At 51.3% G+C, this 17,097-nt stretch carries 12 protein-coding genes; 1 reads left to right on the forward strand and 11 read right to left on the reverse strand.

Annotation, left to right across the window (positions count from 1 at the left end; genetic code table 11):
• Positions 1–28 precede the first annotated feature (28 nt).
• Together BM123_RS00935 and BM123_RS00940 are read right to left on the reverse strand one after the other, a co-directional pair.
• A complete protein-coding gene (locus BM123_RS00935) occupies positions 29–3,034 on the reverse strand; it encodes a SusC/RagA family TonB-linked outer membrane protein (protein ID WP_090164925.1) in 3,006 nt (1,001 codons plus the stop codon).
• A gap of 317 nt (positions 3,035–3,351) precedes the next feature.
• Positions 3,352–4,974 (reverse strand): DNA polymerase/3'-5' exonuclease PolX, encoded by a 1,623-nt coding sequence (locus BM123_RS00940; RefSeq protein ID WP_090164926.1) that lies wholly within the window; start codon positions 4,972–4,974, stop codon positions 3,352–3,354.
• Positions 4,975–5,087: 113 nt separating this feature from the next.
• Between BM123_RS00940 and BM123_RS00945 the strand changes: the two genes are divergently transcribed.
• Positions 5,088–6,044: a septal ring lytic transglycosylase RlpA family protein gene (locus tag BM123_RS00945; RefSeq protein WP_090164927.1), complete on the forward strand. Its 957-nt coding sequence runs from the start codon at positions 5,088–5,090 to the stop codon at positions 6,042–6,044.
• 190 nt (positions 6,045–6,234) lie between these two features.
• On the opposite strand, the gene BM123_RS00950 is transcribed toward BM123_RS00945, so the two are convergent.
• From BM123_RS00950 to BM123_RS00990, 9 genes are all read right to left on the reverse strand, one after another.
• Positions 6,235–7,308, reverse strand: a complete 1,074-nt coding sequence (locus BM123_RS00950) for a chorismate mutase (RefSeq protein WP_090164928.1) — start codon at positions 7,306–7,308, stop codon at positions 6,235–6,237.
• Positions 7,309–7,367: 59 nt separating this feature from the next.
• The gene (locus tag BM123_RS00955) at positions 7,368–8,210 is read right to left on the reverse strand and encodes a prephenate dehydrogenase (protein ID WP_090164929.1); all 843 of its coding nucleotides are present in this window, start codon (positions 8,208–8,210) and stop codon (positions 7,368–7,370) included.
• 95 nt (positions 8,211–8,305) lie between these two features.
• Entirely contained in the window at positions 8,306–9,481 is a 1,176-nt protein-coding gene (locus BM123_RS00960; RefSeq protein ID WP_217642076.1) for a pyridoxal phosphate-dependent aminotransferase, read from the reverse strand.
• A gap of 52 nt (positions 9,482–9,533) precedes the next feature.
• Complete coding sequence (locus tag BM123_RS00965; protein ID WP_090164931.1) at positions 9,534–10,385, reverse strand: prephenate dehydratase; 852 nt, start codon at positions 10,383–10,385, stop codon at positions 9,534–9,536.
• Positions 10,386–10,792: 407 nt separating this feature from the next.
• A complete protein-coding gene (locus BM123_RS00970) occupies positions 10,793–11,401 on the reverse strand; it encodes an MCP four helix bundle domain-containing protein (protein ID WP_090164932.1) in 609 nt (202 codons plus the stop codon).
• Positions 11,402–11,429: 28 nt separating this feature from the next.
• Positions 11,430–12,797 carry a uroporphyrinogen-III synthase gene (locus tag BM123_RS00975; protein ID WP_139211712.1) on the reverse strand — a complete coding sequence of 456 codons (1,368 nt, stop codon included), beginning with the start codon at positions 12,795–12,797 and terminating at the stop codon, positions 11,430–11,432.
• A 35-nt stretch (positions 12,798–12,832) separates the two neighbouring features.
• Positions 12,833–13,216: a hypothetical protein gene (locus BM123_RS00980; RefSeq protein WP_090164934.1), complete on the reverse strand. Its 384-nt coding sequence runs from the start codon at positions 13,214–13,216 to the stop codon at positions 12,833–12,835.
• Positions 13,217–13,454: 238 nt separating this feature from the next.
• Positions 13,455–15,908 (reverse strand): MG2 domain-containing protein, encoded by a 2,454-nt coding sequence (locus BM123_RS00985; protein WP_175489210.1) that lies wholly within the window; start codon positions 15,906–15,908, stop codon positions 13,455–13,457.
• Between the two features lie 337 nt (positions 15,909–16,245).
• Entirely contained in the window at positions 16,246–17,061 is an 816-nt protein-coding gene (locus BM123_RS00990) for an SDR family oxidoreductase (protein ID WP_090164936.1), read from the reverse strand.
• Between the last annotated feature and the right edge of the window lie 36 nt (positions 17,062–17,097).

The raw sequence follows: 17,097 nt of genomic DNA on the forward strand, positions 1-17,097 counted from the left end.
TTGACTGCCCCCGCTCATCGTTTTCTGATTAGAATCCAAGGTTGATACCGAACTGCACAGTACGTGCCAGCGGGTAAGTGAGGAAGTCCGTACCGAGCGCTACGTTATCATCTCCGAAAGTGTTTACTTCCGGATCGTACCAGCTGTAGTCGGTCCAGGTAATCAGGTTGGTACCGTTGATGTAGAAGCGAAGGCTTTCAATGCCCAGCTTATCCTGAACGATGCTGTTAGGCAGCTGGTAGGAAAGAGAGGCCGTTTTCAGACGAACAAAAGATCCATCTTCTACGTAGCGGTCGGAGTCCTGGCGGTTGTTATCAGCAGAAGCACCACCGGTGATCCGTGGGAACATATCGCCGTCGCCTTCCTGGCGCCATGCACCTTCGTAAGCACGTACTGTAGGTGCAAATACACTGTTAAGACCTTCGGCAAAACCAAGGTTATTGTTGTAAACATCGTTACCGAAACTGAACTGGAAGAAGAAATCCAGTGACAGCCCTTTGTAAGTAAGTTTGTTGGTAACACCGGCCGTTACGTCCGGAAGAGCCGAACCGATGAAGGTCCGGTCGTCATCAGTAATGATACCATCACCGTTGTTATCCTTGAAGCGGAAGTCACCGGGCTGTGCGCCAACGATGAAGTCACGCTCAGCATTGAGTGCGTTGTCAGCATCGATTTCTGCCTGGTTCTGGTAGATACCGTCCGTTTCCAAACCGAAGAAAGAGCCTACTGGCTGGCCAACGGCCAGGCGGGTGGCAAAGCCAAAGTCCTGTGGCTGGTCATTGAACAGCGCAGTTACTTCGTTTTTGTTGTAGGCAGCACTCAGGGAGGTCGTCCAGGTGAAATCACGCTCATCCACATTCAGGAAGCTCACACTAGCTTCAAAGCCCGTGTTTCGCATATCACCTACGTTAGAAACGACAGAACCGAATCCGGAACTTGTTGGGATTGGGCGGTTCAGGATGAGGTCACTGGTTTCCTTGATGTAGAAATCAAGCGTAGAAGTGATCCGGTTGTCCAGGAAGGCCATGTCCACTCCGATGTCCACCTGAGAAGTTGTTTCCCAAACCAGGTCAGGGTTACCCAACTGAGACTGGGAAATACCGGGAGTAGTCAGGTAAGAAGCGCCACCGGCGAAGAGCGGAGAGGTCGCAAAGTCACCGATGTTGTTGTTACCGGTCTGGCCGTAGCTGGCGCGTAGTTTAAGCTGGTTGAAGCCGGCAATTTTTTTGCTGGCGGCAAAGTCGTAACCCGCAGCAATACCGGGGAAGTAGCCCCACTTATCGTTCACGAAGCGGCTGGAGCCGTCCGCACGGAAAGAAGCCGTTACGTAAAGGCCGGCCAGCAGGTTGAGGTTAACCGTACCGATGTAAGACTGCAGGGTACTGCCAAACTGATCACCAGCGATGGTGGCCGGCGTTGCCGCAGCATCAGCACTTGGGAAGTTATCACTCGGCAGGTCATTAGTCTTGAAGTAGTTCCGGCGGATATCATCCCGCTGGAAAATAGCTCCAACGGTAGCATTAAGGCTGGCGGCACCAACCTGGCCGTTGTAGGTAGCGGTATACTCATTCAGGATACGCGTCCGAACGTTGCTGCTCTCAACAATAGACCCCTGTGGAGTAGACTGAAGAACGCTTGGCTCGAAAACGTTTTCGCGGAAGTTGACGTTGTCTACCCCAAGCTTGGCGCGCAGGGCAATCTGCTCGATGGGGAAGTAAGTAAGCTGAGTGTTACCAATGATCCGGTTGGTCAGCGCACGGTTCTGGTACTCCTCAGTAGCGGCTACGGGGTTTTCGAGGCCGAAAGCAGAGCCATAGCTGCCGTCTGCATTCCGTACACTGGCTACCGGAGGCAGAAGGATAGCCGTGGAAATAGCTCCGTAAATGTTGTTATCACCCTGGATACGCTTGTTATTACTGTTAACGTAGTTCAGGTTGATACCCGCCGAGAGTTTGTCAGAAATATTGTGGTCAAGGTTCAGACGGGCACTGTAGCGCTTGAAGCGGGTGCCATTCAGAATACCCTGGTTGTCATCGTAAGAAAGAGAAGTGAAGAACTTCGTCTTCAGGTCTCCACCAGACATGCTCACGTTGTGGCTCTGGATGGGGTTACGATCAAAGATCAGGTCCTGCCAGTCACTGTAAGTTGTAGAATCAAGTTGCCCGGAAAGCAGAGAAGGATCACGGAAACCGTAACGCTCTTCGATATAGTCGCTGTAGCCTACGTTGTCAACTACGTCAATGGTCTTAATGGCTTCGTTGAAACCATAGCTGGAATTGACGTTGATTTTGGTCTTACCTGCCTTACCGCTCTTAGTGGTAATCAGTACTACACCGTTTGCCGCCCGGCTACCATAAATCGCCGTAGTGGAAGCATCTTTGAGTACTTCCATAGACTCGATGTCAGCAGGGTTAATGTCCGCCAAAGCGTTTGTACCCTGGCCACCGGTACCTTCCTGAGCGAAAGAACCGGAAATAATCGGCACACCGTCCACTACAAACAGTGGTTCGTTGGAAGCATTAATGGACGTTACCCCACGAACACGGATGTTGTATCCGGCGCCAGGAGCACCATTAGACTGCTGAACGACAACACCAGCAGCCTGGCGAAGCGCTCCCTGAATGGTTGCACCAGCTTCCCGGTTAACGTCCGCTCCGTCAATGGAAGCTACGGATCCTACCAGGTCTTTACGACGTGTAGGAGAATAGCCAACAACAACCACCTCTTCAAGGCCGATGCCGTCGTTATCCAAAACGACAGAATACTTGGTTTGACCATCCACTAAAGGGATAACCTTGGTGGCAAAGCCAGTGTAAGAAACCACCAAACGCTCCACGTTAGCAGGCACGTTCAGGGTGAAATTTCCGTCAATGTCAGCAACGGTACCACTTGTAGTTCCTTGTGCAAGAATTGACGCGCCAATGAGAGGGATCCCCTCATCGTCCATGACCGAACCGGTCACAACGGACTGGGCCTGCAGAGCGGTACATCCCGCTAATAGCATTGCCCAGAAAAAAATGTTAAATCTACTCATGGTTATTATATGAATTAAGGTAAGGAAAGGGTGTAAAATCTTGAGTGAATGAAATGAATCATTCCCTTAACAGTAAAAGTCAAGACGTAATAAATAATAAAAACCATTGCGATATATAAAGACGCAATAGCGGCTGCAAACTTAACGATAAGTGACTCGTATACGCTGCTAATTCATCTACAAGAAAGAGGCAACTGTCAGTTTCATTACATTAAGCTGACATTCCAAAATAAATGTCAGAACGGACCGAACATCGACCCCACTGCTTCTGTTTCGCCCACGTTTTACCCGCAATTTCACAAGCAACTTACTGTCATTCAGACAATTAAATCCGTATTCCAACACCCATTTTTGGTAAGTCCTCCCTTACGGGCGGCGGCTACGCCATATTTGATATCGTCCATCCCGCCCATAGAATGAGCGTCCGGGTTGATGCTTATTTTCACTCCCTTTTCCAAGGCGTAGGGAATCCAGCTCCAGTCCAGATCAAGCCGGTAAGGATTAGCATTTAATTCAATAACCACCCCATGTTCTGCACAGGAATCAATAACACGCTGATAATTAATGGGATATCCCTTCCTGCTCAATAATAAGCGACCGGTCGGATGGCCAAGAATGGTTGTGTATGGATTAGCAATCGCGGTCAGTAAGCGTTCTGTCGCCTTTTCCTCATCCATATTCAGCTGGCTGTGGATACTGGCAATAACCAGGTCAAAGCCCGCTAGAATTTCTTCCGGATAATCCAGGCTTCCATCGGTAAGAATATCACTTTCAATACTTTTAAAAATCCGGAAGGGTGCCATTTCTTCATTTAGAGCGTCAATTTCAGCCCACTGTTCTTTCACCCGTTCTATGCTCAGGCCGTTGGCGTAGACGGCCGTCTTTGAGTGGTCACTCATCACCAGGTAATCGTATCCTTTATCCCGTGCGGCTTCAGCCATCTGGCGGACGGAGTGAATACCGTCGCTCCAGGTGGAGTGGCTGTGCACAACTCCACGAATATCTTCCTGGGTGATCAGCTCCGGCAGCTGGTCGTTAGCTGCCAGCTCCAGGGCCCAATCCGACTCCCGAAGCTCAGGTTCTATATAGGGCAGGCCTGCTTTTGCAAAAACGTCTTCTTCCGTGGCCAGGCCGGCAAAATCAATACCGGGGTGGCGCTCCACGAATGCTTTAAGGAACTCTTCCGAGCCCGTATGGCGGAATTGGCGGGAGCCGAAATTAGCGGCCGAACAGTGATGAATTACAAGAGGAAAGCCATCGACCGTAGCGCTGGTTTTGTCATCAGTAGTTTTAACCTCCTCGATACCGGGAATTGTGGGCGAGGCCGCAGGTGCAAGGGTCGTTAGAAGAGCAAGGTGAGTAAGCGTAGGGCAGGCGCGGCGCAGCGCGCCCGTGCGGGCAAAGACCTCCTCGGGGTAAGCCGCCCTTAGCTGCGAAAGTAATGCCTCCGCTGCCTGGTCCAGCGCCCGGTACAAAAACTGCCCCTGGCTTCGCTGATGAAACTCCAGCTTCTCCTTTAGCGTCTCCTGGGTTTTCGCTCCGAAGCCCTTGAGCTCCACGAGCCGGTTTTCATTAATGGCGTAGAGGAGCTGCCCGACAGAGGTAACGCCCAGGCCATCCCAGACCGCTTTAACCTTCTTCGGGCCAAAGCCCCGGATGGAGAGCATCTCCCGGATGCCTTCCGGAGTTTGTGCCCGCCATTTCTCCAGTGTTTCCATCTTGCCGGTAGTGGCCAGTTCATGGATCTTTGCCGCAATGGCCTTTCCAATACCATCAATACCCTGCAGCTCTTCTTCACTCATTCCCGCCAGCTCCTGATCGTTTTTCCGCAACTTGTTGTAGGCGTTGGAGTAGGAGCGGATCTTAAAGGGATTATCCTTGTGCAGCTCCATCAGCTTGGCTAATTCGTTGAAGTGGCGGGCAATGTCTGGGTTAGTCACGGTTAGAAGTTTATCTTTTTTGGAGTCTTATGCGGCGAAGGTAGGCTTTGCCTCCCGTCCCGGCGAACTATTTGCCGCTACTATCGCGTTTACTGCACGAACAACTATTGACTATGCGATCTCTATTATTACTCTTTATCTGTAGCCTTTTCACCACTGCCTTATCCGCCCAGCTGGTTGGCGATACCGAAAACGGACTGGCCAGCTATTACAGCGACGCCTACGACGGTGCTGAAACAGCCTACAAAGTCATTTACCATAAAGACGAGTTGGTAGCTGCTCACCGCCAATATCCGCAGAATAGCGTAGTACAGGTCCGCAACGTAGAAAATGGTAAAACCGTAAAGGTTAAGATCATCGATAAAGGGCCCTTCATCCGCGGACGGGTAATTGAAGTAAGTGAGCGGGCTGCCGCTATTCTGGGAATGCTGGGTAAAGAAACGGTCCCCGTTGAGGTAACCTTATTGTCTACCCCGGACCAACCCGCCAGTATCCCGAATGAAGCCCCCATTGTAGTTGCTCCTCCTGTAGTCTCCCCTTCGACTTCCGACAGCGAAGTACCTACCCGTCGGGCGCAAGACCCACCCGCCGCTACACCGAGTACGGCTGACCGGACGCCCGTTGCGCCTCCAACTTCCACTGCACCTGCGGCCGCGCCCAAAACCAATACTACTGCGCCCAGCAGAAGTGACGCTACGCAAAGCAAGCCTACCCCAACGGTCACCGCTGCCCGCTCAGAAGTCAAGAATGCTGCCGTTGCCGGCAAAAAGGACTACGCCCGTACCGCCACTTTTGCTCCCGGCACCTACAAAATTGAAATACTGTCCCCTCCGGCAGGCGGCCATGGCGTGCAGGTCGGCAGCTTTAAAGACCTGGAAAAGGCGATGGACAAAATCACCGAACTGCAAAAAAAGTGGTTCGATAACATCCTAATCCAGAAGGTTGACACCAGTGCCGGCGCTATTTATAAGATAATCCTCGGCCCCTTTGACACCCAAAAAAGTGCCCTGCGTTACGCTTCTGACCTGAAGAAGCGCTACAAAATTGCAGGCTTCACGGTGGAGATATAGAATTGTAGACGGTAGTCGGTAGACGGTAGTCGGTAGACGGTAGTCGGTAGACGGTAGTCGGTAGAACTACCGTCGCTGACGCAGCCGCGCAAATGTTCATCCGATACATAATTCGAAATAGCCATCGGATGAACTTTTGCCGACTTCGTCAGGCAAAAGTTACATCCGATGACCGATCTAAGGAGATGCTTTACTTATTCACAATCGCATCCTGGTGATCGATGGATTCCTGGTGCACGGCACGGAGGTAAGACTTCATGAATTCTTCACTCAGGCCATGCTTCACACCCGCCTTGGCTGCTTCAGCCATAATCGCTTCCCAACGGTCAGACTGTAGTACGGCAATGTTACGGGCAGCTTTGAATTCACCGATGGAATCGGCGAGTTGCATCCGCTTACCGAGCATACCGATCAGGTCGCTGTCCACTTCGTCGATTTGCCGGCGCAGCTCGATGAGCTCAGCCATTTCCACTTCGTCCGCCGTAGGCTTACGCAGACGCAGGTTCTGCAGCATTTCACCAAAGACCTGTGGAGTAATCTGCTGAGCGGCATCGCTCCAGGCTTCATCCGGACGCGGGTGCACCTCCGTCATCAAGCCATCATAGTTGAGGTTGAGCGCCTCCTGCGCTACTTCCTGCAGCGTATCCCGGCGACCACAGATGTGGCTGTTATCAACAAACATCTGCAGATCGGGGAACTTGCGCTTCATCTCGATGGCCATCTGCCAGCGCGGTACGTTGCGGTAGCTGGTTTTTCCGTGGTAGCTGAAGCCACGGTGGATGAGTCCGATCCGGGTGATGCCAGCCTTGTAAATCCGCTCAACGGCTCCCTGCCACAGGCCGAGATCCGGGTTAATCGGATTTTTGATCAGGACGGGAATATCCGTACCGTTCAGGGCATCGGCTACTTCCTGCACACTAAAGGGGTTTACCGTGGTGCGTGCCCCGAGCCAAAGCACATCGATGCCCGCCTTCAGGCAGTCGTAAACGTGAGCCGCTTTAGCCACTTCGGTGGTCGTACGCAGGCCCGTCTCTTCCTTTACGCGCTTCAGCCACTGCAAACCTTCTTTACCAACCCCCTCAAAACTTCCGGGGCGGGTTCTCGGCTTCCAGATGCCAGAGCGGAAGAGGTCTACCTGGTTGAGCTTCGCCAGGTCTTTAGCACACTGCATTACCTGACCTTCGGTCTCGGCGCTACAGGGGCCAGCAATAACGAGACCACGACCGGGCGTAGGCGTCAATACTTTTTTAATATTCATTTCCATAATTGAGCTATTTAGTTGTTCGTGCCTTTACGGCTAAACCGGCGCTAAAGGCCAGCGGATTATTTAAGTATTTTTTGAATCTGATTGGCGCGTTCGATGCGTTCATAGAAACCATCAAAATCGCGCTTGATCAACTGCGTTCTGAATTTAGAGAGCTGTTCGATGTGTTCGTCCAGTACGTCCAGCACATTGTCCCGGTTTTGCCGGAAGATAGGCACCCACATATCGGCGGAGCTCTTTGCCAGGCGGACCGTTGAACCGAACCCGGAGCTGGCCAGCTCGAATATCCTGTTTTCGTTTTCTTCTTTTTGCAACACCGTCAGCGCAAGCGCAAAACTGGCAATATGACTGATGTGGCTAATGTAAGCACAGTGAACGTCGTGGGCCTTACGGTCCAGGTGGCTCAGGTGCATCCCGGCGCTTTTGAAGAGGCGCCCGGCGGTTGATACGGCGTCCTGGGCACTGTCACTACCATCAACGATGACACACATCTTACCGTCAAAGAGGTTTGGAATGGCGGCCTCCGGCCCACTGAATTCTGTTCCGGCCATCGGGTGACAAGCAACCAGGCGGGAACGGTTCTTATGCCCCTGAATTTCTTCGAGCAACAGTTCTTTGGTGGAGCCTACGTCAACAACTATCTGCTTCTCTCCTACCCGATCGAGTATTTCGGGTAAGAGTTTGCGCATGGCGTCAACGGGGGTAGCCACGATAATTACATCAGCAACAGCAACGCCTTCGGCCAAAGACATGCCTTCGTCAACGAGACGGCGGCGGATGGCTTTATCAATGTTTTCCGGGCGGTTATCCACGCCAATTACCCGGGTAGCGAAGCCACATTCTTTTAGCGTGATCCCGAGGGAGCCACCGATTAAGCCGATTCCGATTATTGTTATGGTCACAGTGAATGAGGAAATGAGAGAATGAATGAATGGAGGAATGAGAGAATGAAGGGGAGAAAATCAGGGGGGCGCTACCGCAGGATGCGATGATGAGCTTATGAAGCAGTGGAGAGTCGGGCCAGCGCTTCGGCCAGTTTTTCTTCCGTAGAGCAAAGGCTGATACGGATGTAGGCCTCGCCTTCGTCTCCGAAGATGCCTCCGGGGGTGAGGAAAACATCGTGGTCGTAGAGCGCACGGTCGCTGAGGTCATAGCCGGTCTTACCCTCCGGGCAGCGAGCCCAGACGAAAAGCCCTACTTGCTGCCGGCGATAGCTGCAGCCCAGTGTATCCATGATGCGGAAGGCAACCTCCCGCCGGCGACGGTAATGGTCATTAAGGCTGTCATACCAATCCTGGCCAAGCCCCAATGCCACTACGGCTGCTTCCTGAACGGGACGAAACATACCGCTGTCCATATTGCTTTTGAAGCGGAGAACGGTCTTCAGGTATTCCTTTGCACCTGCGATTGCGCCCACCCGCCAGCCTGCCATGTTCTGGGCCTTGCTCAGCGAACACAACTCGATGGCTACTTCCTTCGCTCCTGGGACGGAGAGCAAACTTTTCACCGAATCCGTAAGGATGAAAGCGTAGGGATTATCGTTGCAAATCAGGATCTCCTGGCGGCGGGCAAAGCTCACCAGCCGTTCGTAAAAGCCCTCCGGCGCAGCCGTTCCCGTAGGCATATGCGGGTAGTTTACCCACATGATCTTCACCTTGCTCAGGTCTTGCGCCTCCAGCGCGTCGAGATCAGGCAACCAGCCTTCGGCTTCCGTCAGGCGGTAGTCCCGGATGACGCCACCGGCCAGCTCCGTGGCCGATCGGTAAGTCGGGTAACCGGGGTTGGGAACCAATACTTCGTCTCCCGGATTCAAAAAGGCCATGCTGATGTGCATGATGCCTTCTTTGCTGCCAATCAGGGGCAGAATCTCTGTTTCCGGATCGAGCGTCACACCAAAAAAACGGTCGTACCAGGAGGCAAAGCCCTGGCGTAATTCAGGAATGCCCGCGTAAGACTGGTATCCGTGCTTTCCGGCCTGTTTGGCCGCTGTGGTGAGGGCCTCAATCACTTCCGGAGCGGGTGACATATCCGGGCTACCGATGCCCAGGCTGATAATGTCTTGCCCGGCCTGCCGGCGCTCGGCAATCTCCCGCAGCTTGCTGCTGAAGTAATACTCCTTTACGTCTCCGAGGCGGTCTGAAGTGGGGATTATCATTGTTTTGGTAGCTGTCATTATCGCTTATCTAAAATTGTGGGGCGGCGGATGGAGGGAGGGGGACGTTTTTTTATGGTTTTATGCCCTGATCGTAAACCCCAAGTACCCGCAACTCGCTGCAAATGGGCCGGATGGCTTCCAGCGCCTGCGCAAGAGAGACATGTCCTTCCAGGAGAAAATCGACGTGAAAGCGGTATTCCCAGGGCTTGCCCATGATCGGCTTACTCTGGATTTTTGTGAGGTTAATTTCGTAAGCCGCCAGCACGTTAAGCACTTTGTGTAAGGACCCCGACTGGTGGCTGGTAGAGAAGCTCAGGCTTACCTTATTTCCCTGATCAGCGGAATGATCCCGTCCGCGTTCAAGGACCAGGAAACGGGTGTGATTGAGCTTATTCGTCTCGATGCCGGGGGCAAGGATTTCCAGTCCGTAAAGTTCAGCAGCGGCGCTGCTGGCAATAGCTCCCCGGGTAGGATCACCTTTTTCCATTACTTCACGGGCGCTGAGCGCGGTGTCTACTGCTTCGCTGACTTCAATCTGCGGCCATACCTTGAAGAACTCCCGGCATTGCATCAGGGCCACCGGGTGGGAATACACGTCCCTCAACTGGCTGAGTTGGGTGCCGGGCAAGGCCATCAGGTTTAGTCGGATGCGCAGGTAGACTTCTGCCGTGATGCGGAGATTGGCCGTCTGCAAAAGGTCGTAATTTGCCATCAGGCTGCCCGCCAGGGTATTCTCAATGGCCATCAGCCCCAGATCACTAACCCCGGTCTCTACTTGTTCCACCACATCCGTAAAAGTGTGCGCCGGAACGGTAATCACCTCCCGATCCGTAAAGTGTGCCCGGGCGGCGGCCTCATGAAAGGCACCAGCGTAGCCCTGAATACTAACCCTCAATTGTTTCTTTGCCGTTGTAGTTTCCATGGCAACGTTTAGTTTCGGTGGTGTACAAAAGAAAAGTGGCCCCGATGAATCAGGGCCACTTTTCTTCAATGCAATTGGTACAATGAGCTAGCGTCCCTTACCCGACGGGTAAAAGTAAAAGCCATACTCAAAGTAAAAATTACGATTAATCATTGAATTCCGTTTTGCAAGATTACCTCCTGCATGGGCAAACCTACGGCGGGTATTTGGAACTACAAAATGTTGTTTTGGCAAGTAAACTTGACAGAAGGCAACTTTCCCGTTTCAATGATCGTGCATCACCGCCCGACTGCTACTCGGGCAACTCCCATTCTCTATTCAAAATATTTCGGGTGAGGTTTACCCACCGGATAAAGAAAACTGCCTGATCAACAGGAAGTCGAAACCTCCGGTAAGCTCCTCGGGCGCTATAGATTTTCCTCCGGATCAAGTTTAGGAGAATACAGAATAATGACCTGAATGAGGATAGCCATAAGGATCAGGGCAGCTATCTCTAATTGGGTGAAAAGATGCGCAGTTCCAAGAGCTTTCTTACTTTCGTAAAGCTCTCTTTTACCCTCCTGAACCTGAATGTCAGCTAACTCGTCCAATTGTTCGCGAACGGCCAGAATAGCCGTTTGCAACCTTTCACCAGACTTCTGATCCCGGACTACAGATGCTTCCGTTAACCGGAGGTCTCTCAGCTTTGATTTCAGTTGATCAAAGACCATTTTTTCCTTTGCCGTTAACTTAGTAGTCGCAAATAGTTTGAGATACTCTTCTATTCGGTTGTTTTCAGAACTATTGCCGTCGGGGAATTGGTCGGAGTTGGGTTTGACGTAGCTTATTTCTTTCTTTGTTACCTCTTTAGAGATATCATAGATGATATCCTGCGCGATTATTCGATCCGCATAGATGGTTTCGATCGACGCTTCGATGATCATGAAGTTTTGCCGATCAATCAAGTTGGTAGTAATTACCAGCAGAAATACCAGGACGATTCCAAGTATCCATTTTATTTTATTGAAGAGTGTCATGATCGGCGTATTTAGTTAAACAGTTCATTTAAGCAGAGCCTTCTGCAAGTATCTCGACGAGTCCTTGTTCCGAAGGAGTCTTCGGAAAATCAGCTGAATACCCTCGTTGGTAAAGTGCCGCTGCGGTACGTCCGCCAATGGCAAGCACCCGGGTGGATGCGGCCAGTTCCTGCTGATCCAGGTAAGCTCCGACGTTCATGGGGCTGGTAAAAATGAAGACATCAGCCTCGATTGGTTCCGTTACGACTATGGGCTCGTTGTCATAGCACACGGCATCCAACACGGTGACGTGTTCATCAAGCAGCCGCTGTATGGTAAGCAGGGATTTTTTAGCCCGGGGGAAGAAAACCCGATCACCCTCAGCAATTGCTTTGAATTGCTCCGCCACCCTGACGGGTGAACCTTTGCCTACAAAATCAACACGGCCGGTAAGCTCTCGCAGCGTTTTGGCCGTCCCTTCCCCAATTGCTGCCAGACGAACGTTATCGGGTGGTGTAACCGAGAACAGGGAGAACTCTGCAGCTTTGGAGCTGTAGAAGAACCACCAGTCAGCACCAGCCGGCACTTCGAAGGGAACTTGTGCAAACTTCAGCAAAGAACGCCCCGTGATTATGTTGCCGGATACATCGGCCCAATGCCGTAAGGCACTATCGGCTTTCAGGTTTCGGGTAACGAAAACCCGGCAGGGCGAAGTTGCCGCGCCTAAAGCCTTTTGGGGAGAGCGCCCCAATAGCTTCGTCGTCCAGATCCATAGCATTTCCTCCAGGCGGTCACTAATGTCCTCGTTATTTTCCAGATCGGTAAGCCGGGGAATATGTCTGGCAAAAAAAGGATGGTCGTGGGCCATTTCAAATATTGAAGAGGCTAATGCTTTTGGATGCCTGAACTGTGGATCAATCCGAAGGATCATCTTACTGATTTCTTCGGTGAGCCCTTTATACCCCCAGAAAAGACCTTTACTGTTTTTCTGGTCCACGAGCTTTGTTCGGTAGGCCTTGGTACCTTCATTGACAATCAACTGGTGCAGCTCCGCCTGGTTGATGTAATCTGCTCCCATTTTACTGGAATAGGGTCTGACCAATACTCCAATGGCTGCTTTCAATCGCAGCCATGGATCGCGCTCCTTAACCATTTCCTGAACAACAAGGTGGTGTACCCAATCCCAATACCAATTGGTGAGGTATAACAACAACTGATTCTTGTTACTGAAGTAACGATAGACGCTAGCCTCGGCGGAACCAATATTTTCAGCCAGCTTTCTAAACGTAAAATCTTCCAGGCCCACCTTGTTAATCAGGGAAATGCTATTGGCAAGAATTCTCTTTCCAAGATCCGTTCCCTGCGGGTCAGAAATGAAGAGAGCGGAAGGGGGGAGAATTCTTACCTGAATAGCCATAAATGCGTGGGTGTGAAGCATTATAAATTTCGACCTTACTGAGGACGATGAGACTTAAATCTCCGGTTTTTGTACCGTGGCCCCATCAGTCTTGGGCGGGTCGTACCCGTTTTAGCCGTAGTGTCTGCCGGGACTCTTCCCCGCTTTCTGTTTTTATAGGCAGGTCCGGTTAGTATTTCCTTTCTACTAACGGTGGCTTCAGGTGCGTTGCGGTTAAATACCGCCAACCGGCCGCCTGCATTAGGGTTTTTGTAGTGCGGACTACGGGCTAACTTCTTTTCAATTTGTTCTAACCTGGCCTGATCCGTTCCGTTGGGTAGAGAATCCGTAACCATGAGTACCGGAGAACTACCCGCCGTAAGGCTTACCGTTGAAAGCATGAACACGAACAAAGCAATGATCAACTTGAAATTAAACATGATTCTATCGATTTAAGGTGAATAGTAGTTTTACATAAGGGAAACAAGAATGAAACCGCAATGGACGATAGCATTACTATCACCTTTTGTAAGATTACTGTCAAACCGATTAAATGTGAGAGTGGTCACCCCTATCCAAAACAGTCCTCTCTGACTGATTAAAATCATGAGCACTAAAACCTGAAATTTTCTTTGCCCCAGAACGGGGACCATTACAATCGTCCCGGGATACTCTCCCCTACTCCACCCGCATAAGACGCTTCCCCACAAAAGGGATTCCGTCTACGGAAATACCCTCCACCCGAATAAGATAGTTCCCAGTCCGGTCTCCGGTAAAAAAACTACAGCGGGCCCTTCCGTCAGCAGTTTTCACGTTAGGGTTCCAGTAAAGGGTGGACCGTTTGTCTGGCCTGGAGGCGTCGGTTAATTCATAGTAATCGGGAGCATAAAACGCCCGGGCCTGATAGTAACCCGGATGTACAATATTGAGCATTCCGGGATTCGCTATTTCAATCTCTCCATCCCGCTTGGTGACCAGTGAAAGGACCACCGCATCGTCGTTGGAATAATGCTGTGCCAGAAGCCCTTCCAGAACTTCAATCACCGCTACATCATTCGGGTTCAGGTTATTGACAACAGAGAGCGGGACAACAGAACCATCCACAACAATCAATGGCTCTACCCCAGCCGTAATACTGCCGTACAATAGCCTCGGACGGCCACCATCCGGGACCAGGTGAATACGCGGAACAACCGTTTTAATGAGCTCATAAATACTGGCGTCCCGATAGCCGTCAAACTGAGGATCATCCGCCATAAACTTCTGGGTTCCACCAAAGTAGAAGACGCCCTTTTCCTTCATCCGATCCTTGATCTTCTGTTCCCGGATTTCTGCTTTGTTTCTACCAGTCGTCACGGTGATGGTTTCCAGATCAACAGACCACTCCGAGCCATCCACAGCATTTTCCCGCAAGGAAGTCGCCATCTCGTAAGCGTAAGCCTTCAGGGTCTGCGGGCGGTGAATGGCTGACTGGTACCCAATGGCATCATTGAACGGTAGAGAGTCCGGGGTAATCACCCGGACATCAACGAAACGGCTTCCCGTACGCCCTGTTTCCCCTTCCTCCCGCTTATTCATCACCCGTTCATTATGGGTACTTGCCTGTAGCATGACGTTAGTCGTATCGGCAAAGTCAAAGCCCTTAAAAACAAAGATTCCGTCTTCCTCCGTGCTTACTTCCAAAGACGTAAGATCATCCAGCGAAAGCACCTGCAACTGAACGTCAGCTTTCACTCCTTCCTCCCTTTCCTGCCGGGTAATTTTACCGGCAATGGTCAGGTGTTCTTCAGGTGGAAAGAGCAGATCGGGCAGCTGTCCCGCCAGCGCATCCTGCCAGGTGAATTTTCGCCAGCCATGGGTGAGCATCAGCAGATCAATCAGCGTATTGGTCCGGGTATTGTCTTCAGCGAAATACTGTTGGATATTATTTATCCTGCCGGGAAGGTCAGACTGCAGGAGCAGATAGTTTTCCACCGTTAACTCATTGGCTTCTTCACTGTTCAGTGCATCATCAAAAACAGTAATTGACGCAGACGCTAGCACTGCCTGCCCCTCAAGCAGCGTGGATAAATTCAGCACCACCTCCTCCCGGGGCTTATACTCCTCCTTATCCTTTTCTATCCCCAGAGTTACCCTTTCGTTGGGGTTCTTATTGAAAACCAGCCGTTCACAAACGGGCCGCTGTTGTGCATCAAACAAGGTGAAATGAATAATCCCTGAAGGAACCTCTTTCCTTGGAATCGACAACAACTGAACGCTTTCATCCTCCAATGCCACCTGAAGAACGATCTTGCCCCGAACCTGCGCAATCAGTGTGGTACCAATCAGTGTATTCTTGTCATCAGCCCTTAGCGTGACACTGATCGTTTCGGAAGACCTCGCCGAAGCATGCAAAAGAAAGCCGCTCTCTAATGCCGCTGGTAACTGAAAATCTTCTTTTACGCCCTCATACTCCGTTCTCAGGAAATAAGTCTTCCCGGCCTCCGGCCTCAGTTTAAAAATGCCTATTCCTTCATTCAGGGTCAGCACGTCGCTCAGTTTTTTTCCGGATGCATCGATTAGCATACCGCGTAGAGAAATGTTTTCTCCCCGGTTATTGCGTGCCTTAAAGGCAACGGTAGATTCCATTTCCTTTACTAAATGGCCTCCCTCCGGATAAAATTTGACCGTAAAACTTTCCGCAGTGGGTATTGAATCCGGCGCATCAACAAAGTCAAGGAGCCTGATCTCTTTCTGAAAGAGGTAGGCTTCGTCAAAATTCCGCTGATACTGGGAGTAAGCCCTGAGACGGTAAGTTCCCGTCTTAGCAGTAGTTGGGGTGGAAATATCCAATGGAGCAAAACCATCCTTAAGCTGCAGTGTAAACGTTTTTTCGACCTTCCCCTCAGGATCAATCCAATCAACATAAACCAGAGGAGTCGCATCGTATACCTGATGAGTCGTTCCGTCTACCAGCCGAACACTACACCAGATAGTTTCGCCCGGAGCATAGTAGGGCTTATCGTGGCCTACGTAGACCTTTTCGGTGCGGAAGGAATTAAGAAAGGTGGATAGGGAGTCGGCAAAGCTCTGACCACAAAGAGGAGAAAGTGTGGTAAAAACTGCCAAAAAAAGGGCGAGGAAGAACTTCATGGACGTGAATAAGTGAGAATAATAGTGCAATCCTCGAAAGTCTCTCCTCCATCTCCTTTTCTCCTTCTGCTCCTCCGGAAAAATCTGCCGCATAGCGGCTTCAGGGCTGCTGAATACACTGAACATCAGACTGCATTCGTAAGGTACTTACAGCAGGATAGTTCTCCAAAGGAGTTGGAGAAGTTGAGGAGCCGAAGGAGAGACCATCCCCGGGGCCAGGCACTTGAATCAAAGACTGAGTATAAGTACGTTCAGTACTACTTGATATTGAACCCGTTTAAACTGTTGGACACGAGCAGCTTGGAGTTTGTTTTGAATTTTCCAGTTCAAAAGAAAATTACAAGCCCGCAAAATTAGAAAATCCACCATCCACCCGCACGACGGTACCGGTAACAAAACTGGATGCGTCCGACGCTAAAAACAACAGTGCCCCCTGCAATTCTTCCGGCTCGCCGAATCGGCCCATTGGTGTCTGATCCAGGACTTGCTTCCCGCGGGAGGTAGGCGTACCATCATCATTCATGAGCAGTTTCCGGTTCTGATCGGCGATAAAAAAGCCGGGAGCAATGGCATTTACACGGAGTTTGCCGTCATAGCGTTGGGCCAGTTCAGCGCCCAGCCATCCGGTAAAATTATCGATGGCGGCCTTGGAAGCCGAGTAGCCCCCTACCCTGGTCAGTGGCCGGTCAGCGGCCATACTGGAAATATTGATGATGCTACCGCCCTCCGTCATGGCTTCGCCAAATATTAGGCTGGGTAGCACGGTTCCCATCATGTTGAGATCGATGACCGAGCGCCAATCAGCCGCCGAAGTCGCGAAGATATCCGCATCGGGCATCACGGTGGCACCGGCGCGGTTACCGCCGGCGGCATTAACCAAAATGGTAGGTCGCCCCCAGGTTTCTTTCAGCTCAGACAGGGCTTTCCGCAGAGAGTCTTCATCGGTTACATCGCAGGCAAGCGCAAGGGTCGGGTTGCCGCTGTTGTCCGTTAGCTCCTTACAGGCACTTTCAAGTTTTGATCGGGTTCTGCTGAGCAGGGCCACCTTAGCCCCGGACTGAGAAAGTGCATGGGCCATCGCCATGCCAAGCACACCGGCCCCGCCGGTAAGGACGGCAATGTGGCCGTTAAGATCCACTGATAGATTTGTCATGTCACAAATAAAGGGATATTCGCCGGATTCTTCGTC

Origin of the sequence: Neolewinella agarilytica (assembly GCF_900110645.1) — a bacterium.
GTDB classification, from domain to species: Bacteria; Bacteroidota; Bacteroidia; order Chitinophagales; family Saprospiraceae; genus Neolewinella; species Neolewinella agarilytica.